Origin of the sequence: Pseudoalteromonas sp. MEBiC 03607 (assembly GCF_004792295.1) — a bacterium.
GTDB lineage: Bacteria > Pseudomonadota > Gammaproteobacteria > Enterobacterales > Alteromonadaceae > Pseudoalteromonas > Pseudoalteromonas lipolytica_C.
Map to the genome: position 1 here is coordinate 2,225,359 of NZ_SRRY01000001.1, position 23,498 is coordinate 2,248,856.

The 23,498-nt window shown below is 41.0% G+C and carries 22 protein-coding genes; 15 read left to right on the top strand and 7 right to left on the bottom strand.

Features of this window, described 5'->3' with window-relative positions; genetic code table 11:
- Window positions 1-35 precede the first annotated feature (35 nt).
- From pabC to E5N72_RS10260, 7 genes are read left to right on the top strand one after another with little or no spacing between them, the layout of a single operon-like run.
- A complete protein-coding gene (gene pabC, locus E5N72_RS10230) occupies window positions 36-848 on the top strand; it encodes an aminodeoxychorismate lyase (RefSeq protein ID WP_135924342.1) in 813 nt (270 codons plus the stop codon).
- Window positions 845-1,822: an endolytic transglycosylase MltG gene (mltG, locus tag E5N72_RS10235; RefSeq protein WP_135924343.1), complete on the top strand. Its 978-nt coding sequence runs from the start codon at window positions 845-847 to the stop codon at window positions 1,820-1,822. The genes pabC and mltG overlap by 4 nt, the downstream gene beginning before the upstream one ends.
- A gap of 18 nt (window positions 1,823-1,840) precedes the next feature.
- Complete coding sequence (gene tmk, locus E5N72_RS10240) at window positions 1,841-2,467, top strand: dTMP kinase (RefSeq protein ID WP_135924344.1); 627 nt, start codon at window positions 1,841-1,843, stop codon at window positions 2,465-2,467.
- Between the two features lies 1 nt (window position 2,468).
- Window positions 2,469-3,362 (top strand): DNA polymerase III subunit delta', encoded by an 894-nt coding sequence (locus tag E5N72_RS10245; protein WP_135924345.1) that lies wholly within the window; start codon window positions 2,469-2,471, stop codon window positions 3,360-3,362.
- 8 nt (window positions 3,363-3,370) lie between these two features.
- Window positions 3,371-3,697 (top strand): PilZ domain-containing protein, encoded by a 327-nt coding sequence (locus E5N72_RS10250; RefSeq protein ID WP_054554720.1) that lies wholly within the window; start codon window positions 3,371-3,373, stop codon window positions 3,695-3,697.
- Between the two features lie 13 nt (window positions 3,698-3,710).
- Window positions 3,711-4,490, top strand: coding sequence for a YchF/TatD family DNA exonuclease (locus tag E5N72_RS10255; RefSeq protein ID WP_135924346.1), 780 nt, complete (start codon window positions 3,711-3,713; stop codon window positions 4,488-4,490).
- Between the two features lie 35 nt (window positions 4,491-4,525).
- Window positions 4,526-6,346 carry an alkaline phosphatase D family protein gene (locus E5N72_RS10260; RefSeq protein ID WP_135926274.1) on the top strand — a complete coding sequence of 607 codons (1,821 nt, stop codon included), beginning with the start codon at window positions 4,526-4,528 and terminating at the stop codon, window positions 6,344-6,346.
- Window positions 6,347-6,600: 254 nt separating this feature from the next.
- Here E5N72_RS10260 and rsmF read toward each other — a convergent pair whose 3' ends face one another.
- Window positions 6,601-8,040 (bottom strand): 16S rRNA (cytosine(1407)-C(5))-methyltransferase RsmF, encoded by a 1,440-nt coding sequence (gene rsmF, locus E5N72_RS10265; protein WP_135924347.1) that lies wholly within the window; start codon window positions 8,038-8,040, stop codon window positions 6,601-6,603.
- 281 nt (window positions 8,041-8,321) lie between these two features.
- Between rsmF and E5N72_RS10270 the strand changes: the two genes are divergently transcribed.
- From E5N72_RS10270 to prpF, 5 genes are all read left to right on the top strand, one after another.
- The gene (locus tag E5N72_RS10270) at window positions 8,322-9,026 is read left to right on the top strand and encodes a GntR family transcriptional regulator (protein WP_054554723.1); all 705 of its coding nucleotides are present in this window, start codon (window positions 8,322-8,324) and stop codon (window positions 9,024-9,026) included.
- An 83-nt stretch (window positions 9,027-9,109) separates the two neighbouring features.
- Window positions 9,110-9,985, top strand: coding sequence for a methylisocitrate lyase (gene prpB / locus E5N72_RS10275; RefSeq protein ID WP_135924348.1), 876 nt, complete (start codon window positions 9,110-9,112; stop codon window positions 9,983-9,985).
- Between the two features lie 24 nt (window positions 9,986-10,009).
- Window positions 10,010-11,134: a 2-methylcitrate synthase gene (gene prpC / locus E5N72_RS10280; protein ID WP_135924349.1), complete on the top strand. Its 1,125-nt coding sequence runs from the start codon at window positions 10,010-10,012 to the stop codon at window positions 11,132-11,134.
- A gap of 117 nt (window positions 11,135-11,251) precedes the next feature.
- Window positions 11,252-13,843 carry a Fe/S-dependent 2-methylisocitrate dehydratase AcnD gene (gene acnD / locus E5N72_RS10285; protein WP_135924350.1) on the top strand — a complete coding sequence of 864 codons (2,592 nt, stop codon included), beginning with the start codon at window positions 11,252-11,254 and terminating at the stop codon, window positions 13,841-13,843.
- 3 nt (window positions 13,844-13,846) lie between these two features.
- Window positions 13,847-15,016, top strand: coding sequence for a 2-methylaconitate cis-trans isomerase PrpF (prpF, locus tag E5N72_RS10290; protein ID WP_135924351.1), 1,170 nt, complete (start codon window positions 13,847-13,849; stop codon window positions 15,014-15,016).
- A gap of 40 nt (window positions 15,017-15,056) precedes the next feature.
- On the opposite strand, the gene E5N72_RS10295 is transcribed toward prpF, so the two are convergent.
- Window positions 15,057-15,965 (bottom strand): transporter substrate-binding domain-containing protein, encoded by a 909-nt coding sequence (locus E5N72_RS10295; RefSeq protein WP_135924352.1) that lies wholly within the window; start codon window positions 15,963-15,965, stop codon window positions 15,057-15,059.
- Window positions 15,966-16,201: 236 nt separating this feature from the next.
- On the opposite strand from E5N72_RS10295, the gene E5N72_RS20805 reads away from it, so the two are divergent.
- The 3 genes from E5N72_RS20805 to E5N72_RS10305 all read left to right on the top strand — a co-directional run bounded on the left by E5N72_RS20805 (window position 16,202) and on the right by E5N72_RS10305 (window position 18,623).
- Window positions 16,202-16,606, top strand: a complete 405-nt coding sequence (locus tag E5N72_RS20805; protein ID WP_276605836.1) for a glycoside hydrolase family 97 N-terminal domain-containing protein — start codon at window positions 16,202-16,204, stop codon at window positions 16,604-16,606.
- A complete protein-coding gene (locus tag E5N72_RS10300; RefSeq protein WP_276605830.1) occupies window positions 16,513-18,117 on the top strand; it encodes a glycoside hydrolase family 97 protein in 1,605 nt (534 codons plus the stop codon). The genes E5N72_RS20805 and E5N72_RS10300 overlap by 94 nt, the downstream gene beginning before the upstream one ends.
- A gap of 191 nt (window positions 18,118-18,308) precedes the next feature.
- Window positions 18,309-18,623, top strand: a complete 315-nt coding sequence (locus E5N72_RS10305) for a multidrug efflux SMR transporter (protein WP_135924353.1) — start codon at window positions 18,309-18,311, stop codon at window positions 18,621-18,623.
- Window positions 18,624-18,740: 117 nt separating this feature from the next.
- On the opposite strand, the gene E5N72_RS10310 is transcribed toward E5N72_RS10305, so the two are convergent.
- Genes E5N72_RS10310 through E5N72_RS10330 form a run of 5 tightly spaced genes read right to left on the bottom strand, consistent with a single transcriptional unit; the run spans window position 18,741 to window position 23,487 of the window.
- On the bottom strand, window positions 18,741-19,595 hold the full coding sequence (locus tag E5N72_RS10310; RefSeq protein ID WP_135924354.1) for a fumarylacetoacetate hydrolase family protein: 855 nt from the start codon (window positions 19,593-19,595) through the stop codon (window positions 18,741-18,743).
- Between the two features lie 20 nt (window positions 19,596-19,615).
- Window positions 19,616-20,392: an SDR family oxidoreductase gene (locus E5N72_RS10315; RefSeq protein WP_135924355.1), complete on the bottom strand. Its 777-nt coding sequence runs from the start codon at window positions 20,390-20,392 to the stop codon at window positions 19,616-19,618.
- Between the two features lie 22 nt (window positions 20,393-20,414).
- On the bottom strand, window positions 20,415-21,272 hold the full coding sequence (locus E5N72_RS10320) for an amidohydrolase family protein (RefSeq protein WP_168246730.1): 858 nt from the start codon (window positions 21,270-21,272) through the stop codon (window positions 20,415-20,417).
- An 11-nt stretch (window positions 21,273-21,283) separates the two neighbouring features.
- Window positions 21,284-22,315, bottom strand: a complete 1,032-nt coding sequence (locus E5N72_RS10325; protein ID WP_135924357.1) for an aldo/keto reductase — start codon at window positions 22,313-22,315, stop codon at window positions 21,284-21,286.
- A gap of 23 nt (window positions 22,316-22,338) precedes the next feature.
- A complete protein-coding gene (locus E5N72_RS10330) occupies window positions 22,339-23,487 on the bottom strand; it encodes an alpha-hydroxy acid oxidase (protein ID WP_135924358.1) in 1,149 nt (382 codons plus the stop codon).
- Window positions 23,488-23,498: the final 11 nt, after the last annotated feature.

Below are 23,498 nucleotides of genomic sequence, written 5' to 3' on the forward strand. Positions count from 1 at the left end.
AAGAAGAGCCCAGTTGTTTAACTGGGCTTTTTTGTATGAGTAAATTAAAACAAACAATAAAAATAATCACACCAGACACCACAATAAGCACACAAGATCGTGGCTTAAATTACGGTGATGGCTTTTTCACGACTGCCTCAGTGGTGGACTCAGAGGTTGAACACTGGGATTTACATAAAGCGCGTTTAGAAGAATGCGCGCAAAGGCTATTTTTCCCCGAATTAGATTTAAGCGCAATTGAGTGTGAAGTTAACCAAGCAATTAGTGATACACAAACGGGTATTTTAAAAATAGTCGTCACTCGTGGCGCAGGTGGTCGTGGTTATGGTTTACCAGATACACCCAATATCCAAATTCTTATCACTGTATTACCTGCGGTTTCACACTATCAATCCTGGCAACAGCAGGGTGTTAAATTAGCAATAAGTGACGTGAGACTTGCATACCAACCGTTACTTGCTGGACTAAAAACCCTAAATCGTTTAGAGCAAGTACTTATAAAAAAGCACATGCATACTGTTGAGTGTGATGACGTTGTGGTGCTTGACTATAAAAATAATGTGATTGAGTGCTCAGCTGCAAATATATTCGCCATTAAAAACGGTAATATCGTTTCACCCAAGTTAGATGGCTGCGGTATTACAGGGGTTTATCTAAACGCTTTATGTGGTAAGTTAGCCATTGAGTTTAAAGCAATCCAACTGGATGAGTTGCTAGCTATGGATGCCGTATTTATGTGCAACAGTTTAATGGGTGTGGTTCCGGTTACAAGCATTGCTGATACACAGTTTGATATTGTACGCAGTAACGCGCTATTAGCGGCGCAGTTTGCCAAGGAGAATACGTGATAAAAGTCATTGTTAGCGTGCTGTTATTAGCATTGCTATGTTGTGGTATTGGCTATCAACAGCTTCAATCAGCACTAAAAATGCCGTTAAAAGTTGAAAACAGTACTTTATTCAAAGTAGAGCGCGGCACTGGCTTTAATCAACTCTGCCAAGCATGGCAAGCAAAACAATGGGTTGATAGCTGCTTTAAATTTCAGGTACTCGCTAAATTAGATCCGACTCTTACTGATTTAAAAGCGGGTCTGTATGAACTTGATACAAGCGCTGTGATTGATAATATTCGCCGTATCAATGAAGGTGCACAAGTAAGCTTTAGTTTCACTATTATTGAAGGGCAACCTCTTCGTGAAGTGGTGGCAAACATAGCAAAACAAGCTCATTTAACTCAAGATTTAGATCCAGAAAATTTAGCGACTCAGATAAGTAGCACGCAAGAAAATTTAGAAGGCTGGTTGTTCCCAGACACCTATCATTACCATAGTGAAGATAGCGCCAGTGGCTTATTAAAACGCGCATACAGCAAAATGCAGCAAGAATTAGAGGCTGCATGGCAAAAAAGAGCGCCAGATTTAGTTTTAAACTCACCCTATGAAGCTTTAATTCTTGCGTCGATTATTGAAAAAGAAACCGGCCTTGCTTCTGAGCGACCATTAATTTCGGCGGTATTTACTAATCGTTTAAAAACCAATATGCGTTTGCAAACCGATCCGACAGTTATCTATGGTATAGGTGCGGATTTTGATGGTGATATTAAGCGCAAAGATTTAACAACGTATACACCGTATAATACATATAAAATAAAAGGCTTACCGCCAACACCAATAGCCATGCCATCGAAAGCAGCGCTACTTGCGGCAGTTAATCCGCCTGAGTCTGAGTACGTGTATTTTGTCTCGAAGGGAGATGGCAGCCATCAATTTTCGAAAACGTTACAAGAACATAATCGCGCAGTTAAACAGTATCAATTGAATTAACAACCAGAATAGAGTCATATGACAGCGAAATTTATAGTGATTGAAGGCCTTGAAGGGGCTGGAAAATCAACGGCAATTGCCGTGTGCCAAGCTTATTTAGAAAATAAGCAGATCGAATTTATCAATGTACGTGAGCCAGGTGGAACACCCATGGCAGAAGAACTACGTAGTATCGTAAAACAGGCTCATCAAGAAACAGTCACTTCTGAAACTGAGCTGTTAATTATGTATGCGGCACGTTCGCAATTGGTTGCTAATGTCATTGAACCAGCACTTAAAAAGGGCACTTGGGTGTTAGGTGATCGTCATGATCTCTCATCGCAAGCGTATCAAGGGGGTGGTCGTGGGATTGCACAAGAGCAACTTTCTTTTTTAGCTGATATGGTGCTAAAGGGTTTAAAACCAGACTTAACGATATATTTAGATATTGAACCTGCAGTGGGTCTTGAACGTGCAAAAGGACGTGGTGAACTAGACCGTATAGAGCAAGAAGCTTTAGGCTTTTTTGAGCGCACTCGAGAACGTTATCTTGAAATTGCAAGCACTGACAACAGCATCAAAACAGTAGATGCTAATCAAACCATGCCTGCAGTGCATGCAGCTATTACCAGTGTGCTTGATGAATTCTTCAAAGGTGTGAATTAGCATGCCTTTGCCATGGCTTGAACCTTTATATCAGCAATTAGCTCAAAGCTATTCGCAGCAACGTTTCCATCATGCACAGTTATTTAATGGCGATATCGGTGTAGGAAAACGTGAGCTAGTTGATATGTTAGCTGATGCGTTACTGTGCTCTAATGCCCATAACCTAATTGCCTGTGGAAAATGTAAAAGCTGTCAATTAAACCGAGCAAACACACATCCCGACAAGCGCGTTGTAAAGGCTGAAGGCCAAACTATTGGTGTTGATGAAGTGCGTGAAATTACAGATTTTATTAATCATTCATCAGCTCAAAATGGTAATAAAGTGGTGGTACTTGAACACAGTCATAAAATGACTACCGCAGCTGCAAATGCCTTGTTAAAAACTCTTGAAGAACCCAGTTTAAATCGATACCTGCTTTTAACCTGTGAACAACTGGCTTTATTGCCAGCCACAATTTTAAGCCGCTGTGCAGTTCATGAGGTAAAGGTAAATCCTAGCCTAGCTAAAAAATGGTTGGGTGAATTTAATATACCTCATTATTCTTGGTTAGAACTATTTGTAGAGCAGCCAATGCTTATTGAGCATTGGTATAATGAAAAGCAATTAGACTCAATAGATTCCCTCTATAAATTTGCAACTGAGTTAAAAGACAGCGATAATTTCAGTGCTTTAGTCGAGATCCTTAGCAAAGATAGCACCTTGATTAATGTATTTGTTCTGTTTTTAACAGAACATTTAAAGGAAAAATTAGTATTAGGGATGGATTTTTTCAGCTACCAAAAAGCGCAACAAGCCATAGCAGAATTTCTGTATAATAGCTCGCATGTGCTAGGTTTAAATATGTCGCTGGCCATTTCGAAGTTAGCGTTTTCATTACGTGAAAGCCAAAATTAGGATACATCGTGCAAGAATTATTAGTAGATATTGAAGACTTAGAAGAATTATATCGCTGTTACATGCCGTACTTAAAAAATGGTGGTTTATTTGTTCGCACTAATATGCGTTTTGAAATGGGCCATTCACTTGCATTAAAAGTTACTTTACCTGATGCATTGGAAGACGATGTAGTGACAGGTAAAGTTGCTTGGATCACCCCGCAAGGTGCTCAAAGTTCAAATCCACCGGGTATCGGTGTGAATTTTATTGATGACAAAACGAATTTGAATGCGAAGATCGAAAAACTTTTGGGTACTATGTTAAACTCTGGCAATCCGACCTATACCATGTAATAAAAGTAGTACCATGATTGTAGATTCTCATTGCCATTTAGACAGGCTCGATTTCGATAAACTCGACCTTAATTTAGACCAAGTACTTGAAAATGCTCGCGCAAAGAAAGTTGAACATTTTTTGTGCGTGAGTGTCACTTTAGATCAATTCCCAACGATGCTGGATAAAATCAAACACTATCCAGATGTTTCAGCATCATGCGGCGTTCACCCACTTGATCAAAAAGACGCGCTCGATAAGCAAAAACTTATTTCACTTGCTAGCCACGATAAAGTGGTTGCGATAGGTGAAACCGGTCTAGATTACTATTACTCAAAAGACACCCATATAGTTCAGCAAGAAAGTTTTGTTGGTCATATCGAGGTTGCTAATGAGCTCAATAAGCCGCTAATTATTCATACTCGTGATGCCAGAGAAGACACCATTAATCTAATGCGTGCGCATAATGCAGAGAATTGTGGTGGTGTATTACACTGCTTTACAGAAAACTGGGAAATGGCCAAAAAAGCCATTGATATGGGCTTTTATATCTCGATTTCGGGTATCGTTACATTTAAAAATGCCGTTGAGCTAAAAGATGTTGTAAAGCAAATCCCGCTTGATCGCTTATTAATTGAAACAGACTCACCCTATTTAGCGCCTGTTCCTTATCGTGGTAAAACAAATCAACCAGCCTACGTTGAAGATGTAGCTTACTACATCGCTGAGTTAAAAGGACTTACTTTTAACGAGTTAGCCGAAGCAACAACTAACAACTTTTACTCGTTGTTCAATCAAGCTAAAAGGGCGTAGTGGTGCAAGGCGTATCAAATTTACCTCAGTTAGTAATGGGGCCAATGGTACGCCGAGCAGATGCAGGGCGAGTGTGCTTTCAATTTGTTACAACTGTGCCTTGCCAATACCGAATTGAGTTTAAAGGTGTTGATACTTACTCTAACTTAGAGTCAATTCAATTAGGGCAACATCTTTACTTAAATTTCATCAATGTCATGCCAGTCAGTGGCCAGTTTACAGTAGATTCACTGATCTATTATTCGTTACATGATGAAGATAAAAGCATTGATCTGTCGTCTTATTGCTACGAGCGAGCTGAATCTCCTGCATTTGTGATCCCCAATAGGCTCGATAGAATTCTTCATGGTTCCTGTCGTAACCCTCATCACCCAGCAAAAGATAGTCTCGTTGCTGCTGACAAATGGCAAAATGACCAGCGTCAATCTCTTAATGCAGGTGCTGACTTATTATTGTTATCTGGCGATCAAATATATGCAGATGATGTCGCAGGGCCTATGCTGCTCGCGATTGAAAAAGTGATTAGCTTGTTTGGTGTGTTTGTAGAGCCAGCGCTTGATTTAGATTTACCAGCAGGGTTTGAGCAGCAACTTTATCAGCGCCATTTACACTTACCCAAAGTGCCTTGGCAAAAACGCAGCAAATTTGGTGTTGGTTATTGGCTTAAAAAAGATGAGCCGCACTTCTCAAGCTTAAAAGCTGAAAACCACTTAATCCATTTTCAAGAATTTATAGCGCTTTATTTATTAAACTTCAGCGCGGTTACTTGGCAGCTAATTGAGTTCGAATCAATTGAATGCCCAGCATTAGCCCCTAAATACGCTAATCTATTTAAACTTGAAAAAGATGCACTGCTTGGTTTTGCAAAGGGTCTTCACAGTGTCGAAAGGTTATTCGCCAATGTGTCGACATTGATGATGTTTGATGATCATGATGTCACCGATGATTGGAACTTAACCGCAGGATGGGAGCAGGCTATTTATCAGCACCCAGCTAGCCGACGCATAGTAAATAATGGCCTGATTAGTTATTGGTTAATGCAAGGGATTGGTAATGATGCGGGTACTAACTCATTGTCTTTATTGCCAAGTTTTAAGCAGAGTTTAAAGCAGCAGAGTTGGCATTTTAAAGACTTTGATAAGCTAATACTCAATTTTAACCATTGGCATTATGAGCTTAATACCATACCCAAAGTTGTGGTGCTCGATACCCGAACCCATCGCTGGCGTAATGAACAAAACTTCAATGAACCATCTGGCTTACTTGATTGGGAAAGGCTAACGGAACTAGAAGAAAGCTTATTGTCTCACGATAAAGTGATTATTGTATCTCCAGCACCGGTGTTTGGTGTTAAATCAATTGAAGCAATCCAAGCTATTTTTAATTTTTGTGGGCAACCTTTGCTAGTTGATGTTGAAAACTGGATGGCCCACGAAGGTTCCGCTAAAAAGCTACTTGATACTTTCCGCCGTGAAGATACACCAAAAGAAACCTTGATACTCTCTGGTGATGTACATTATTCATTTTGTTTTTCAGTGCAAAAGCGCTTTGGCAAACATAAAAACCGTATTTGGCAGTTAACCGCCAGTGGTATTAAAAATGAGTTTCCTCGCAAGCTCATTAATGTACTCGATAAGCTAGATTCGATTTTATATGCCCCAAAAAGCCCACTTAACTTTTTTACTAAACGTTGGCAGATGGAAGTTGATAAACACCAAACTATGGGGGAAGGGCAAAAGTATTTGGTTAGTAATGCAGCTATCAGTTTGATAGAGCTCAATGATGGTTTGCTCGCAAAATATGAACTAATTCATGCTGACAACCAAATTACAGAATTCGATTTAAACACACATTAATCGAATAATCAGAATAAAAAACGCCCAGAACGAATCCGCATTGTTCTGGGCTTAGGGGTGGCTCGTGCGAGCCTGCGCTAACTATAAAAAAACACCTTCTAAATTCAGTAGGGAGAAGTAGAAAGTACTTTTAAGTGTAGTTAATTAGCAGGAAATTGCACGGTAAATGTACAAATTTTATACTAGTTTAAAATCAGCCTGTTACGGCTTTTTACCTAAAAAGGTGCCTACTTTATACAAGCCTTATGCGCAACTTATACCCAAGTTATCAACTGGGCATTTTGTACTAAATCACGTGGTAATGAGTTCTTAATTTTATTCTTTTGCCACTTACCAAGGCCTACCGGACAGCCACATAACATTAACACTACTTCACCATTATCTTGAGTTGGTTTTTCAAGCCGAATATCTTTACCGTTAAAGTAATCGTTTGCTTGGCAAGCAGACATCTCAAAGGTATTTTTATCGCAATCTTGGCCAAATACGGTGGCAAATTCATGCGCTAAGCGAACCCCACCTTTGTGAATTACACCAAGTTGAATACCTAAACGTGAGTATTTAATTTTATCTTGCAGTTCATCAAAGCCATCAGGAAACAACCAAAGCTCTTTATCACGCTGCATTAAGGTGCCTTTAAGTGATTTTAGACCGAACTGTTTTTTAATTGTTTGCATAAACGCTTGGCTTTGCTTTTTATCAAACTCAGCAAACGGAAATGCGCCTTTCTTAACTTTTTGATTGGGGTTATCGCTTGACGCTATTTTCTTAAATTTAGCGATGAAGAAACCTTCACTATCGTAAGTTTGCGGCCAAACGTGCAAATAACCTTCGCTGGTTGTCGCTTTATCTGCGCCATCGAACAGGCTATCGAGTGATTGTACTTCTATGCAATCAGGGAACTCAGCTAATAGATATTCGCACACTTGTTGGTTTTCAAGGGGTGTTAAAGTACAGGTCGAATAAACTAATGTGCCGCCGGGTTTTAGGGCGTAAAAGGCACTTTTGATGAGTGCTTTTTGCACAGCAGCAATATCAATATTAGATTCGATTGACCAATTCTTTAGGGCGTCTGCATCTTTACGAACCGTGCCTTCACCTGAGCACGGGGCGTCTAGCAAAATACTGTCGAAGCACTCATACATGTAATCTCCAAAGATCACACCATCAAAATGTGATAACGCACAGTTACCAACACCCATACGTTTGAGGGTTGCTGCCAATACTTTTAAGCGTGACGATGACAATTCATTGGCAATTAACACGCCACTATTATCCATCATGGAAGCGATTTGTGATGTTTTTGAACCTGGTGCCGATGCCATATCTAATACCGTATTGCTTTGCTCAACCTCGGCTCTGAGTGCAACCGGCGGCAGCATTGAGCTGGCTTCTTGTACATACATAGCGCCACTTAAGTGTAAATCGGTATTACCGATTGCAAGGGCTTCTTCTTCCTCACTTGGACGTGTTAACCAGAATCCTTCTTCACACCATGGAATTGCTGTTAACTCCCATCCTTTATTGGCGCATTGACGCTGAAATTCATCGACTGACATTTTTAATGTATTTACGCGAACTGAGCGTCTAAGTGGGCTACGACAGGCTGCAATAAAATCGTCTAATGATAAATGTTCAGGAAGGTAGCTTTTTACATCATCAATAAATGAGTCTGGAATATATGTATTAGCGTCCACTAAATGGCTCTCACGTCACGTAATAATAGGCGGATCATACCATTTATAGCGCTTTCGGGGGATATTTTTAGCTTTTTACGAGCGATATTAAAGTGTCGACAAATTGCCGATATAAATGTCTTTTATAGTCATTATTTTTGATAAATATCATTTTATGTCGACATTTTGCTGGTTTTTTAGTCTATTTTTCCGATCTCAAGGTTGACACATTCGATGATAGGGCGCATAGTGAACTCACAAATTGTCGACAATCTTAATTTAGTACTTAAATAGACCTATTTATGACAGAGCAAAAAGCCAACGATAACTACAACGATATCACGATAACAACGGCATCAGACCAAGTGTTTGTCGACATGCGTCGTGAAATTGTACAAGGCACCATTGAGCAGGGGAGCAAAATTTCTGAGCCAGAACTTGCTAAACGCTATGGTGTAAGCCGTGCCACCCTACGTGAGGCGCTAAATCGTTTAGAGAGCTGTTATTTGGTAGAGCGTAAAGCCAATGTTGGTTGCCGTGTAGTCGCACTGACCGCTGAGCGTTTAATCGAAGTCTATCAGGTACGTAGTGCCCTTGAGGGGCTCGCTTGTCGGTTAGCTGCCGACAACATGGAACCTGAAGAAGTGCAGGGGTTAAAACAGTTATTGAACCAGCACTTACAAACACAGCGTGTAAAAGAAGGTGAATCATACTACCAAGAAGCGGGCGACCTTGATTTTCATTATCGCATTATAAAAGGGTCGAAAAACGCACACTTAATTCATCTTTTATGTAATGAGTTGTACCAGTTAATTCGTATGTACCGTGTACAAATGGGTATGGTTGGGCCACGTGTATCAAAAGCATTTGATGAACACTTGGCTATTATTAATGCCATTGAAAACCATGACGGTGAATTAGCCGAAATGCTTATGAAACGCCATATCAGCGCGTCTCAGGCAAATATTCAGACGAAGTTTGACTTACTCGCAGCAAAAAATCAGTAGCACCGTAGTTAAACAGTCACAATTTAGATTTAAAAATAGAGTCAGCCAAAGAGCTGAAACCGTTCAAAGATAGGAGTTATCCAATGTCAGCAGGATTAAAGTTCAAACAAGCAATTGCCAACAACAAGCCATTGCAAGTGGTTGGCACCGTCAATGCGTACTGCGCAATGATGGCAGAGAAAACAGGTCACCAAGCACTTTACCTCTCAGGTGCAGGTGTTGCTAACGCGTCATACGGCATGCCAGATTTAGGTATGACTAGCCTAGATAACGTACTTGAAGATATTCGTCGAATTACCAGCGCTACCGACTTACCGCTTCTTGTTGATGCTGACACAGGTTGGGGCGGTGCATTTAATATTGCTCGTACCGTTAAAGAAATGACTAAAGCGGGTGCTGCGGGCTTCCATATTGAAGACCAAGTAGCACAAAAACGTTGTGGTCACCGTCCTAATAAAGAGATCGTGTCTAAAGATGAAATGGTTGACCGTATTAAAGCTGCGGTTGATGCCAAAACAGACAGTGATTTTTACATTATGGCGCGTACTGATGCATTCCAAAAAGAAGGCTTAAATGCAGCGATTGACCGCGCAGCAGCGTGTGTTGAAGCTGGCGCAGACGCTATCTTTGCAGAAGCTGTGCATGATTTAGCAGATTACCAAGCGTTTGCTAAAGCGTTAAATGTGCCAATTCTTGCGAATATCACTGAATTTGGTCAAACACCGCTCTATACAAAAGAGCAGTTAAGCGAAGTTGGTGTTGAAATTGTACTTTATCCATTAAGTGCATTTAGAGCGATGAACAAAGCAGCGCTTAATGTGTATTCGTCTATTCTTAACGAAGGCTCACAACAAAGCCAATTAGACAACATGCAAACACGTGCAGAATTATATGAGTTTTTAGATTACCACTCATATGAAAACACACTCGATAACCTTTTCTCAGCTAAAAAATCATAACGACAACATATAAGGAGAACACTCATGGTAGATAAAGCATTAGGCGGCGCAGGTTTACGTGGTCAAGTAGCAGGTGAAACAGCACTGTGTACAGTAGGTAAGTCAGGTTCAGGTTTAACTTATTGTGGTTATGATATTAGTGAATTAGCAGATAAAGCGCAGTTTGAAGAAGTGTCATTTTTACTGTCGCGTGGTGAATTACCAACAGAATCTGAGCTTACTGAATATAAAGCAAAGCTAAAATCACTACGTGGTTTACCTGAAGCACTAAAAACAGTGCTTGAAAACATCCCTAAAGACGCACATCCAATGGATGTAATGCGCACCGGTTGTTCTATGCTAGGTAACCTAGAAATGGAGCAAGATTTCTCACAAGCGAATGATGCGATTGACCGCCTAGTTGCCGTATTCCCAAGCATTATTTGTTACTGGTATCGTTTTAGTCATGACGGCGTTCGTATCGACACTGAAACTGATGATGATTCGGTAGGTGCACACTTTTTACGTTTATTACATGACAAAGCACCATCAGCACTGTTTGAGCAAGTAATGAATGTGTCTTTAATTCTTTATGCTGAGCATGAGTTTAATGCATCGACATTTACTGCGCGTGTGTGCGCATCAACATTGTCGGATATTCACTCTTGCGTAACCGGTGCTATCGGTAGCTTACGTGGTCCACTGCATGGCGGTGCAAACGAAGCCGCTATGGATATGATTGAAGGCTTCACAAGCCCAGATCAAGCTGAAGATGCACTGATGGGTATGCTTGAGCGTAAAGACAAGATCATGGGCTTTGGTCACGCTATCTACCGCGAATCAGATCCACGTAACGTGATCATCAAAAAATGGTCAGAAAAACTGGCTGCAGAAGTGGGTGACGATGTTCTTTATCCAGTGTCTGTTCGCTGTGAAGAAGTTATGTGGCGTGAAAAGAAATTATTCTGTAATGCTGATTTCTTCCATGCATCTGCGTATCACTTCATGGGTATTCCAACTAAGTTATTCACGCCAATTTTCGTGATGAGTCGTGTAACAGGTTGGACAGCACACGTGAAAGAGCAACGTGCTAACAACCGTATCATTCGCCCAAGTGCAGATTATACGGGCCCAGAAGCGCGCAGCTATACGCCAATTTCTGAGCGTTAATCGTTAATTAAATCAGTGATAGGGGTAGCTTAGCTGCCCCTTTATAAAGGGGCGAAATAAATACAAAAACAATCAGCCCACCTTTGTTCACCGTCACCAAGTACAAGTAGAATCATCATGAATACAAATTTTAGAAAACCATTAGCAGGCACAGGAGTAGATTACTTTGATACCCGCGCTGCTGTTGATGCAATTAAACCAGGCAGCTATGCCACACTTCCTTATACATCGCGAGTACTTGCCGAGAACTTAGTTCGTCGCTGTGAACCTGAAATGCTAAATGATGCGCTGTCGCAATTGATTGACCGTAAGCGTGATTTAGATTTTCCATGGTTTCCTGCTCGTGTTGTGTGCCACGATATCTTAGGTCAAACAGCGTTAGTTGATTTAGCGGGCCTACGTGATGCTATTGCTGCAAAAGGCGGCGATCCTGCAAAAGTAAACCCTGTGGTACCAACACAGTTAATTGTTGACCATTCATTAGCGGTTGAACACGCAGGTTTTGAACCGGATGCTTTTGAAAAAAACCGTGCTATTGAAGATCGTCGTAATGATGACCGTTTTCATTTTATCAATTGGACGAAAACAGCATTTAAAAATATTGATGTGATCCCGCCGGGTAACGGCATTATGCATCAAATCAATTTAGAGAAAATGTCACCGGTGATCCAAAACCGCGATGGCGTGGCATTCCCAGATACACTAGTTGGTACTGATAGCCATACACCTATGGTCGATGCATTAGGTGTTATTGCTGTAGGCGTGGGTGGTCTTGAAGCTGAAAGCGTGATGCTTGGCCGAGCGTCTTACATGCGTTTACCTGACATTGTTGGGGTTGAGCTAACAGGCAAACCACAACCAGGTATTACTGCAACTGATATCGTATTAGCGATCACCGAGTTTTTACGCAATGAAAAAGTTGTGTCGACCTACCTTGAGTTTTATGGTGAAGGTGCCGATGCACTTACCTTGGGTGACAGAGCAACTATTTCTAATATGACGCCAGAGTTTGGCGCAACAGCTGCGATGTTCTACATTGATGACAACACACTTGATTACCTACGCTTAACAGGTCGCGAAGAAGAGCAGGTTAAACTAGTAGAAACTTACGCAAAAGAAACCGGTCTTTGGAGCGATAGCCTTAAAACGGCAGAATATGAGCGTGTGTTAACCTTTGATCTGTCATCAGTTGGGCGCAATATTGCGGGCCCATCGAATCCACATCGCCGTGTTGCAACAAAGGACCTTGATAAAGCGGGTATCACTGGCATCGTTGAAAATCAAGAAGGCTTAATGCCAGATGGCGCCTGTATCATTGCAGCAATCACAAGTTGTACTAATACCAGTAACCCACGCAATGTAATTGCCGCTGGTTTACTTGCGCGCAATGCTAACGCTAAAGGGTTAACCCGTAAGCCATGGGTTAAAACATCACTGGCACCGGGTTCTAAAGCGGTTAAATCTTACTTAGAAGAAGCAAATTTATTACCTGAACTCGAGCAACTTGGCTTTGGTATCGTTGGCTTTGCATGTACGACCTGTAATGGCATGAGTGGTGCGCTTGATCCAAAGATTCAGCAAGAAGTGATTGACCGTGACTTATATGCAACAGCTGTACTTTCGGGTAACCGTAATTTTGATGGCCGTATTCACCCTTATGCTAAACAAGCATTCTTAGCTTCACCACCACTGGTTGTTGCTTATGCCATTGCTGGTACTATTCGCTTTGATATCGAAAAAGATGTATTAGGGTACGATCAACAAGGCAACGAAATTCGCTTAATGGATTTATGGCCATCAGATGAAGAAATTGATGCAGTGATCAAACAAAGTGTTAAACCTGAACAATTTAAAAAGGTTTACGAGCCAATGTTTGATTTAAGTGTTGATTACGGTGAAGACAACGATCCGCTTTACCAATGGCGTCCACAAAGTACTTATATTCGCCGTCCTCCTTATTGGGAAGGCGCATTAGCGGGTGAACGTTCGCTTAGTAATATGCGTGCATTAGCTGTACTGGGTGACAACATCACCACTGACCACTTATCGCCTTCAAATGCGATTTTAGCGTCAAGTGCAGCTGGCGAGTACTTAGCTAAAATGGGCCTCCCAGAAGAAGATTTTAACTCGTATGCTACGCACCGAGGCGACCATTTAACTGCACAACGTGCAACATTCGCTAACCCTAAGTTATTGAATGAAATGGTTAAAGAAAATGGTGAAGTGAAGCAAGGTTCATACGCTCGTATTGAACCAGAAGGCAAAGTGACACGTATGTGGGAAGCAATCGAAACCTACATGCAGCGTAAACAACCGCTTATCATTGTGGCAGGTGCCGATTATGGTCAAGGCTCATCACGTGACTGGGCTGCAAAAGGTGTACGCCTTGCAGGTGTTGAAGTGATTGCAGCGGAAGGCTTTGAGCGTATTCACCGCACTAACTTAATTGGTATGGGCGTACTACCGCTAGAATTTAAAGCCGGTACTACGCGAACTACATTAGGTATTGATGGCAGTGAAACCTTTAGCGTGAAAGGTGAGCCAACACCAGGTGCAACCCTGACTTTAGTGATCACCCGTGCCAATGGTGAAACCGTTGAAGTACCAATGACGTGTCGTTTAGATACCGCTGAAGAAGTGTCAATTTATTCAGCGGGTGGTGTGCTGCAACGTTTCGCGCAAGATTTCTTAGAATCTGAGGAGCACTAAGTAATGGCGTTTAAACCACAAATTAAGGTGCCAGCGACCTATATGCGTGGCGGCACCAGTAAAGGGGTGTTCTTTAACTTAACTGACTTACCTGAGCCTGCCCAAGTGGCAGGTGAGGCGCGCGATAACCTGTTATTGCGTGTAATTGGTAGCCCTGATCCTTATCAAAAACAAACTGATGGCATGGGCGGCGCAACGTCAAGCACCAGTAAAACGGTGATTTTATCGAAAAGCGCTAAAGCTGATCACGATGTTGATTATCTGTTTGGTCAAGTGGCTATCGATAAAGCGTTTGTTGATTGGAGTGGTAATTGCGGCAATTTAACTTCAGCAGTCGGGGCCTTTGCTGTGTCGAACGGCCTTGTTGAAGCCAGCAAAATTCCAGATAACGGCGTTGTCGAAGTTAAAGTATGGCAAGTCAATATTAGTAAAACCATCATAGTGCATGTGCCAATTACAAATGGTGAAGTACAAGAAACTGGTGATTTTGAGCTTGATGGTGTGACATTCCCTGCCGCTGAAGTGAAACTTGAATTTATGGACCCTGCAGATGGCGAAGGGGCCTTATTCCCAACAGGTAATTTAGTCGATGAACTAGACGTGCCAGGCATTGGTATGTTGTCTGCGACCATGATCAATGCGGGTATTCCAACGGTTTTCATTAACGCCAGTGAAGTTGGCTATGATGGTACAGAGCTGCAAGAAGCCATTAACGGTGATGTATCTGCGCTTGAAAAATTAGAAACGATTCGTGCTTACGGAGCATTGAAAATGGGGCTAATTTCTCATATTGATGAAGCAAAAGCACGTCAACATACGCCAAAAGTAGCTTGGGTTGCACCAGCTAAAACTTATCATGCGTCAAGCGGTAAAGTTGTTAGTGATACTGATATTGATTTAGTGGTACGTGCTATGTCGATGGGTAAATTACACCATGCGATGATGGGCACAGCTGCGGTTGCTATTGGTACTGCAGCTGCTATTCCTGGCACCTTGGTTAACCTTGCTGCAGGCGGTGGCGAGCGTCAGGAGGTAAACTTTGGTCATCCTTCTGGTACTTTAAAAGTGGGTGCCGCTGCAACGCTTGTTGATGACAAATGGCAAGTCACAAAAGCAAGTATGAGCCGAAGTGCGCGCGTGTTAATGGAAGGCTGGGTTAGAGTGCCTGAGTAGTACTCTATAGCGTACTGATATGCTCAAAATAAAGCGGCGGTTACGTCGCTTTTTCTAATCCGTAGCACTGTTGTTTCATGCCTTCAATAAACTCATCAAACTTGCCGCTTTGTTGCATCATTTCTATTTCATCATTCAAATCTTGTAAAACTTTTTGCCAATGCGGTGTTGATTTACTGACAGAGTAATAAAGTGCTTTGTATTCAAGTTTTGGTTCTAGTGCGACCAGTGATTCTAATATTTGTCGCTTACCCTTAATTGATAACTCAGATTTATGAACACTGGCTTTTAACACTTCAAGATCTGCCACAATCAGGCTTACTCGGTTGCTAAGTAACAGGTGAATTAATTGGTACTCATTATTTGCCACGATTGTATCGATTTCTTTGTTATCGATCATGGCATCTAATTCTTTGGTGTTTTTATATGAGCGTACGACTCCAATAGGCAGGTCTTTTACTGAGTTTAAGTCTCCATTGAAAGGGATTTGGTTTCCTTTTAACGCCACGAAAGATAGATCTCCTCCCGGGATTGCATGACTTAAAGCGAGTAAATCGTTACGGGTTTTATCTAAAAAGTTATCAGAAATCACATTACTTTCAATGAAGTACTCAGGAAAGAGAATATCGGCTCGGCCTAATTCAGCTTCTCTAACTGCACGAGCCCAAGGGTAAAAACTAATATGAACGCCGTAGCCTTTTTCAAGAAGAGCACTGACCGTAAATTGGAAAAGCCAACCTTTATTACATAAGTTTTCGTCTATATAAGGGGGCCAATCGAGGGTAACGAGCTTTAGAACGTGTTTGGCATCTAGGTTATAACCGTACCCACCGCTGAAACGCACCGCTTCTTCAGTGATGATTTCGCCATTTTTTTCAAAGCTAACAGGCGTAAGACCCGCAAGAGCTTGATATGAGGCGAATAAAAAAAGCACGGTCAGTAGTTTCATAAATTGTTTAAGTTTTTGTTATTTATCTAAAGCTTAGCCTTTTGCCGTAAATATACAACCTAGGAACTGTAACAATACCTAACGGATGGAGTACATTTTTCGATTACAGCTTATATTTATAGACTTGAGTGACAAAAAGTTTACATTTGTATTATGATATCACTTAATGCTTTTGCAGCTTAAGGATAACAACAATGATAAAACCAAGTATCTATATATCACTTCTCACAAGCTCTATGCTTGCTCACGCACAATTACCGCTTAGCGTTACAAGCCCAAATGGACAAATAACTGTAAAACTCGAAAAACAAGAAAACCAGCTTGTTTATAGCGTAAATTATGGCAAGCAGGTGTTTTTGCAGCAATCAGAGCTTGGTTTAAATACCAACCTGGGTGATTTTTCACAAAGGCTCAAATATAAAAGCCATATAACCGCTTCAGTCAATGAAAGCTATAAGCTGCATAATGCGAAGGTTAGTGACGTAAATTACACAGCGAATACACTCAAAGCACAATTTGAAAACAATTTGAAAACCAAGACGGCAGAATGCTTGGCGTCGAGTTTAATGTGTCTGATAGCGATGTTGCGTTTCGCTATCAAATCTCAGGGACTGAAACAGATACCCGTATCAAGGTGTTAGCTGAATATAGCGCTTTTAATTTACCAGATTCTGCAACCACATTTATAAGCCCACAAGCCTTACCCGAAACGGGCTGGAAGCAAACAAAACCAAGTTACGAAGAGCCTTACACCTTTAACGAAGCCCTTGGTACACCGTCAGCGAACGGCGTGGGCTATACCTTTCCTGCATTATTTAAAAATAGCGATAAAGGCTGGTTATTAATTTCTGAAACCGGTGTTGATAGCCATTATGTTGGCTCAAAATTAAGTGAAGGCACAAAAGACGGTATTTATCGTATTTCATTTCCTCAGGCTGGCGAAAACAATGGCATAGGTTCGACTTATGCCGCTATGGCAATGCCAGCAACCACACCTTGGCGTACTATTACGTTGGGAACTAGTTTAAAGCCAATTGTTGAATCAACCGTGGCGTTTGATTTGGTTAAACCGCTTTATCAAGCAAGCCAAGATTATAAAATGGGTCGTTCAACATGGAGCTGGATTGTTTGGCAAGACCCAAGTATCAACTACGATGACCAAATCAAATTTATCGATTTAGCTGCGTCATTAAATTTTGAATATGTATTAATCGATAATTGGTGGGACAAAAACATTGGCCGAGATAGAATGGCCGAATTGGTTAAGTACGCCAATGGTAAGGGCGTTGATGTTATTTTGTGGTACAACTCAAATGGCTGGTGGAATGACGCAACTCAAACCCCACAAAATAGAATGAATACCGCACCTGCACGTCGAAATGAAATGGCGTGGTTGCAAAGCATTGGTGTTAAAGGCCTTAAAGTTGACTTTTTTGGTGGAGACAAACAAGAGACCATTAAACTCTATGAAGATATTCTCACTGATGCAAATCAGTATGGTTTAGTGATAACCTTTCATGGCAGCACCATCCCGCGTGGTTGGGAAAGAATGTATCCTAACTTCGTCACATCTGAAGCGGTTTTAGCATCGGAGAACCTTGTTTTTCATCAAAATTCGTTAGATTTACATGCCTATAACGCGACTATTTTACCTTTTACCCGTAATGCTATTGGCGCTATGGATTTTGCCCCAGTGTTTTTAAACAAACGCTTATCTCAAGAGCAAACCGTCGGCACTATTCGTAAAACCACAGATGCATTTGAACTGGCAACAGGTGTGCTTTATCAATCACCAGTACAACATTTTGGCCTGACGCCAAATAACCTTGTAGAGCAACCTAAATTTGTTATTGATACTTTAAAGGCGATGCCAACGGTATGGGATGAAACACGTTATATTGCAGGTCAGCCGGGTCAAGATGCAACGATTGCAAGGCGTCACCAGCAAACATGGTGGGTTGCAGCCGTGAATGGTGAAAATAAAGCTAAAACATTCGATATTGATTTACCTATGTTAGCGGGCAAAAAAGTCACCCTGTTGTTTGACCATAAAGATGGCAGTGCTGGTACCAAACAAGTCACAGTAAGTAACAGTGGCAAGTTAACCTTAAACTTATTAGCTCAAGGCGGTGCACTGATTATTGGTCGCTAAATGTGAGTTTATAGGTGACGAAAAAGGCTAAGTATAAAAAAGCGAGCAGGTTGCTCGCTTTTTTATGGCTATAGTTGCCTTGCTAATTTGGGCGTGCTAAATTTGCCGGGTGTGGTGATGTACTACACCGCTTTGAGGACGACCTTAAAGTTGAAATTAAATTCGGGGACGACCCCATAAAGAGGTCGACCATGAATTGGATCCTACTTATTACCGCTGGCTTACTTGAAGTCGCTTGGGCTTATGGCCTAAAACAATCAAACGGTTTTACAAAACCACTCATTTCATTCTTTACAGTCTTAACCATGGCTGCGAGCTTTTATTGCTTAAGCGTAGCGCTTAAATCATTACCACTTAGTTTGGCTTATGCGGTTTGGGTAGGTATTGGTGTAATTGGGTCTGCAATACTAGGTATGACGCTACTAGCAGAAGGCGTGAGTCTATTAAAAATAGCCAGCTTACTGTTGATTGCGCTTGGCATTATTGGTTTGAAACTAGCCAGTTAGATTTTTTATCTCTGAAAATAATTAAGTAATATTTCGGATTGGTATTAAATAAAAATCCGATAGGCTGTCGCTCTATCGGATTTTGGTCCTGATCAAATGTAATTTGGGATTTATTACTTAGTGTAATTTCTTATAATCAACGACCCGTTGCTGTTGTACACCTAAGCCTTCGATGCCTAGGGTTACAACATCACCATCGTTCAAATAAATTGGCGGAGTTTGCCCTAAACCAACTCCCGGTGGAGTGCCTGTAGAGATAACATCGCCTGGTTGTAGGCTCATAAATTGGCTGAGATAGCTAACAATAAACGCAGGATCAAATACCATGGTTTTAGTATTACCATTTTGGAATTGGGTATCGTTTACTTTTAACCACATATCTAAATTAAGTGGATCAGCAATCTCATCTTTGGTTACTAGCCAAGGACCAAGTGGACCAAATGTGTCACAGCCTTTACCCTTATCCCATTGGCAGCCACGCTCTAGTTGAAAGTTACGCTCAGATACATCATTACAAACACAATAACCAGCTATGTAGTCATTGGCATTTTCAACATTGACATAAGAGGCGTGCTTACCAATGACGATGGCAAGTTCAACTTCCCAGTCTAATTTTTCGCTGTTTTTAGGTTTGATAATATTATCGTTAGGTCCACTGATGGCGCTGGTGGCTTTACTGAATACTTCAGGCTCCTTTGGGATTGCCATGCCAGATTCTGCAGCATGATCTGCGTAGTTCAAACCAATGCAAATGAACTTACCAACGTTAGCAACGCAAGCGCCGATTCTTACTGACTCATCTACAATAGGCAGTGATGTAAGGTCTAAGCGTTTTATTTTTTCTAGGCTCTCAACTGAAAGAGCGGCTCCATTAACATCATTAATAATGCCACTTAAGCAACGAATTTTACCGTCACCATCTATAATACCGGGTTTTTCTTGGCCTTCAGGGCCATATCTGAGTAGTTTCATAATGATTCTCTTTACTTCAGTTAATTATTAAGTGTGACGAAACCGCCATCAATCGGGAAATTACTGCCTGTTATAAATGCAGCGTCGTCTGAGCATAAGTAATCAACAAGTCCTGCGATTTCTTCAGGTTTACCCATGCGACCAATAGGTTGGCTTTTTGAGAGCTTTTCAAACATCTCAGCCTGATTATCTGGGTAGCTTTGTGCTAAAAAGTTATCAACAAAAGGGGTATGAACACGACCAGGGGCAATACAGTTACAACGAATACCGTATGATAAATAATCTTTTGCTACAGAGTAGGTCATGGTTAAAACGGCACCTTTAGTCATTGAATAGGCAAACCTATCGGCAATTCCTACGGATGAAGCAACAGATGCTAGATTAATGATGACGCCGCTTTGTTTTTCTTTCATGCTTGCAATGGCTGCATGCATACAGTTATAAACACCTTTAACATTGATGTTATAGAGTCTGTCTAAGTCTGACTCTGTGGTATTTTCGATATTGCCAATGTGGGCTATACCTGCATTGTTTATCAGAATATCAATGGCATAGTGTTTTTTTATAGTTGCAAACAACTCAGCTACTTGTTGATGGTTAGCTACATCCACTGCAAATGCTTGTGCAGATCCACCGTTTTCATTTATTTCTTGCATCACTGTGTTTGCAGCATCGATATTTAAATCAACAACAAGAATATGCATATTCCGTTTCGCTAAACGTAAACAGATACTTCGACCTATTCCGCTACCACCTCCTGTTACTAAGGCAATTTTTTTTGAGCTTTGCTGATTCATAATGTGTCCTTAAAAGGTGTGATTAGAGTAACTTATAAAAATTTCGCGCATTTTCTGACCATATCAACTGCCGTTCTGCTTTGGGCAATTCATTGATCAATGCCTGACTAATGTCATGCCACAAATCATAACTGCCATTCATGTTGACAACAGGCCAATCACTTCCCCAAAGAATTCTTTTCGGACCAAACAATTGATAAATGAGCTGAAAATATTGACGATAAATAGCAACATCAACACAATCTGTTGCAGCTTGTGTCATTAGTCCTGAAAACTTAATAGAAACATTTTCTAACTCTGCCAAGCAGGTTAACTGGCGTTGCCATTTCTTTGACATAGGTTTTGTTAAGTCAGGTTTAGCAAGGTGGTTAACTACAATATTTAATTGTGGATAGCGCTTTGCAATTAATTTTATCTGCTCAAGATGTATATCAAGTATGAGTGCATCAAATGTAAGGCTGTTGGTTGCTAAAAAATCAAAAATAGCAGCAAAATCTTCATTGAGTATCCAGTCAGGGTCGTCAATATCTTGCAACATTGGACGAATACCTTTGAAATAGGGATTTTTACTTAATGACGCTAAATGAGAAATGACATCGTTGGCTTGAAAATCAACCCAACCGACGACTCCTGCTATGAAATCAGTTTTATTAGCTAGTTCGAGCAAGAAGTATGTCTCATCTATTGAATCTGCAGCTTGAACTACAATTGTGCTCGTTATGCCATATAATTCTAATGCTGAAGCTAGTAATTCAGGCAAATGATCTTTATAGAGACAAGTAAAGTCAGAAGTTAGCCAGTTATAGTCTCCTCGGCTTAATTGCCAAAAGTGTTGATGGCTATCTACTTTTTCTATTATTGAGCTAGATGTTGATTTCATAATTACGCTCATTACATCGGTACTGGGGCATTTTCAGCAAGTAACTGTTCAGATTTTAAATCTTGCCAAAATGCACAAGGGATCACTTCATTAAATAGCTGTACAGTTTTTGCAACTCGCTTTGCATTGCCAAGGCCTGGAATAACCGATGCAACTGCCGGGTGTGCAAGCGGAAATTGCAGTGCAGCAGCAGCGAGAGTGACATTATGGTCTAGACAAATTTGCTCAATTTTATCTACTTTTAAAATTACTTCTTTAGGGGCAGGGTTGTAGTTATAAAAGGGCGTTTTGTTAGTGCGAACGCCAGTTGCTAATATGCCCGAGTTGTAAGGACCGCCTAGAATTATCGACGTACCATTTGCAATGCATTGAGGAAGAAACTCGTTGACTGGTTCTTGTTCAAGTAATGAGTATCGGCCGGCTAATAAAAAACAATCAAACTGGCCAATATTCATGGCACGCTTACAAATTTCTACTTCGTTTACACCTAAACCAATCGCTTTGATTTGTCCGCTATCTTTAAGTTCATCAAGTGCTCTATAACCACCTTGCTCGAACTGCATAAAATAAAATGAATCTCTATCTCCATGAGTATCTCTGCCAAGATCATGAACCAGAAGAATATCAATTTCAGCGAGCCCTAAACGTTGCTGACTATCCTCAAATGAGCGCATAATGCCATCGTAGCTGTAGTCATATTGAGCATCAAAAGGCATCGGAGTAGCAAAACCATGGCGAAGCTGCGTTACATCCGCTTTCGCGTCTGGTTTAATGAGTCTTCCAACTTTTGTGGATAATATATAATCCTGTTTTGGAAGTTCCCTTAGTGCATCTCCCACTCGACGTTCACTTAGTCCTGCACCATAACGCGGAGCTGTATCAAAATAGTTGATACCTATATCAATAGCCGATGATAAAGTTTTTTTAGCTTCTTCATCACTGACTGGTTGATATAAATTACCCATAGACGCAGCCCCAAAACCTAACGTTGATATATTTAGGTTTGTGTTACCAAGTTGACGAGTGTTGAAAACGTTTTTCATAATACTCCTACCATATTGTTCAGCTATTTAACTAGGAAGCTTGGTAAGTCCGTTACTTTTTCACAGCCTAATTGGTTCATTATCTGCGTTACCTGCATCATCAATGCATTAATGGTATGAATGCCTCCTTTATCACCTAATGCGCCAACGCCATATACAAAAGGTCTACCCAGAAAAGTAAAATCTGCTCCACTTGCTAGGGCACTCACAATATTAGTGCCGCTTCGTAAACCGCTATCCATAAATATCTTTATGTCTTTTGAATACTTAGATGCGATAGTTTGTAGTGGTTTTACTGGTGATTCACCTGCATCAAGTTGTCGACCACCATGATTAGAAATTACGACAGCATCAGCGCCAAGTTCTATAGCCGATTTCACATCTTGTTCACTAATTAATCCTTTTATTACTAATGGCCCTTGCCACATATCTCGTATAGGCTTTAGTCCCTCAATATCTACACGGCCCATAACTGTTTTATTCATAAATGCTGCAAGTTCATCGGTTGGCATGTCTTTAGGCATATAGGGTTTTAGGGTTTGCATTTCAGGCTTGCCGGCAAGCGCTGTTTCGTAAAACCAACGGGGTCTACTTAGCATTTGCATGATGTTTGAGAGTGTCATTTTAGGTGGCATCGCCAAACCATTGCGGATATCTCTTGGGCGATAGCCAAATGTTGGCACATCAACTGTGACAACCAATACAGGGTAGTGTGCTGCTTTTATGCGACTTAATAGATCTTTACGAATGCTCTCATCTGTTGGGTTGTATAATTGGAACCAAGCATGACCCTCAGACACTTCTGCAATACGCTCAAGGCTAGATGACGAAACAGTACTTAATACATAAGGGATGTTTTTTTCAGCGGCAGCTTTAGCCAGTATCTCAGGCGCTTTTGGCCACATTAGGCCTTGCAAACCAACGGGTGCAATTCCAAAAGGAGCAGAGTAGGTGTGGCCAAATAGTTCAACTGATTGATCGCTGCCAGAAAAAGGCTTTAATAATGTACTACGCAATTGTACAGCATTGATCTCGTCTCGATTTCGCTGAACACTTCGCTCTTCCATACAACCACCTTCAAGGTAGTCAAATGCAAAGCGTGGTATGCGTTGTTTGGCTTTTTTCTTGAGGTCCGATATATCAGGGTATTTATGATTAAAGTAATTATTCATGATGATGTCCT

What these genes read in the sequence shown, in the direction of transcription:
- pabC (WP_135924342.1), top strand. Translation starts at nt 36, where the DNA reads ATGAGTAAATTAAAACAAACAATAAAAATAATCACACCAGACACCACA.
- E5N72_RS10320 (WP_168246730.1), bottom strand. Translation starts at nt 21,272, where the DNA reads ATGAAATCAACATCTAGCTCAATAATAGAAAAAGTAGATAGCCATCAA.
- E5N72_RS10270 (WP_054554723.1), top strand. Translation starts at nt 8,322, where the DNA reads ATGACAGAGCAAAAAGCCAACGATAACTACAACGATATCACGATAACA.
- E5N72_RS10295 (WP_135924352.1), bottom strand. Translation starts at nt 15,965, where the DNA reads ATGAAACTACTGACCGTGCTTTTTTTATTCGCCTCATATCAAGCTCTT.
- E5N72_RS10255 (WP_135924346.1), top strand. Translation starts at nt 3,711, where the DNA reads ATGATTGTAGATTCTCATTGCCATTTAGACAGGCTCGATTTCGATAAA.
- E5N72_RS10305 (WP_135924353.1), top strand. Translation starts at nt 18,309, where the DNA reads ATGAATTGGATCCTACTTATTACCGCTGGCTTACTTGAAGTCGCTTGG.
- prpF (WP_135924351.1), top strand. Translation starts at nt 13,847, where the DNA reads ATGGCGTTTAAACCACAAATTAAGGTGCCAGCGACCTATATGCGTGGC.
- E5N72_RS10325 (WP_135924357.1), bottom strand. Translation starts at nt 22,315, where the DNA reads ATGAAAAACGTTTTCAACACTCGTCAACTTGGTAACACAAACCTAAAT.
- E5N72_RS10315 (WP_135924355.1), bottom strand. Translation starts at nt 20,392, where the DNA reads ATGAATCAGCAAAGCTCAAAAAAAATTGCCTTAGTAACAGGAGGTGGT.
- E5N72_RS10260 (WP_135926274.1), top strand. Translation starts at nt 4,526, where the DNA reads ATGGGGCCAATGGTACGCCGAGCAGATGCAGGGCGAGTGTGCTTTCAA.
- prpB (WP_135924348.1), top strand. Translation starts at nt 9,110, where the DNA reads ATGTCAGCAGGATTAAAGTTCAAACAAGCAATTGCCAACAACAAGCCA.
- E5N72_RS10245 (WP_135924345.1), top strand. Translation starts at nt 2,469, where the DNA reads ATGCCTTTGCCATGGCTTGAACCTTTATATCAGCAATTAGCTCAAAGC.
- E5N72_RS10330 (WP_135924358.1), bottom strand. Translation starts at nt 23,487, where the DNA reads ATGAATAATTACTTTAATCATAAATACCCTGATATATCGGACCTCAAG.
- E5N72_RS10300 (WP_276605830.1), top strand. Translation starts at nt 16,513, where the DNA reads ATGCTTGGCGTCGAGTTTAATGTGTCTGATAGCGATGTTGCGTTTCGC.
- acnD (WP_135924350.1), top strand. Translation starts at nt 11,252, where the DNA reads ATGAATACAAATTTTAGAAAACCATTAGCAGGCACAGGAGTAGATTAC.
- prpC (WP_135924349.1), top strand. Translation starts at nt 10,010, where the DNA reads ATGGTAGATAAAGCATTAGGCGGCGCAGGTTTACGTGGTCAAGTAGCA.
- tmk (WP_135924344.1), top strand. Translation starts at nt 1,841, where the DNA reads ATGACAGCGAAATTTATAGTGATTGAAGGCCTTGAAGGGGCTGGAAAA.
- E5N72_RS10310 (WP_135924354.1), bottom strand. Translation starts at nt 19,595, where the DNA reads ATGAAACTACTCAGATATGGCCCTGAAGGCCAAGAAAAACCCGGTATT.
- E5N72_RS20805 (WP_276605836.1), top strand. Translation starts at nt 16,202, where the DNA reads ATGCTTGCTCACGCACAATTACCGCTTAGCGTTACAAGCCCAAATGGA.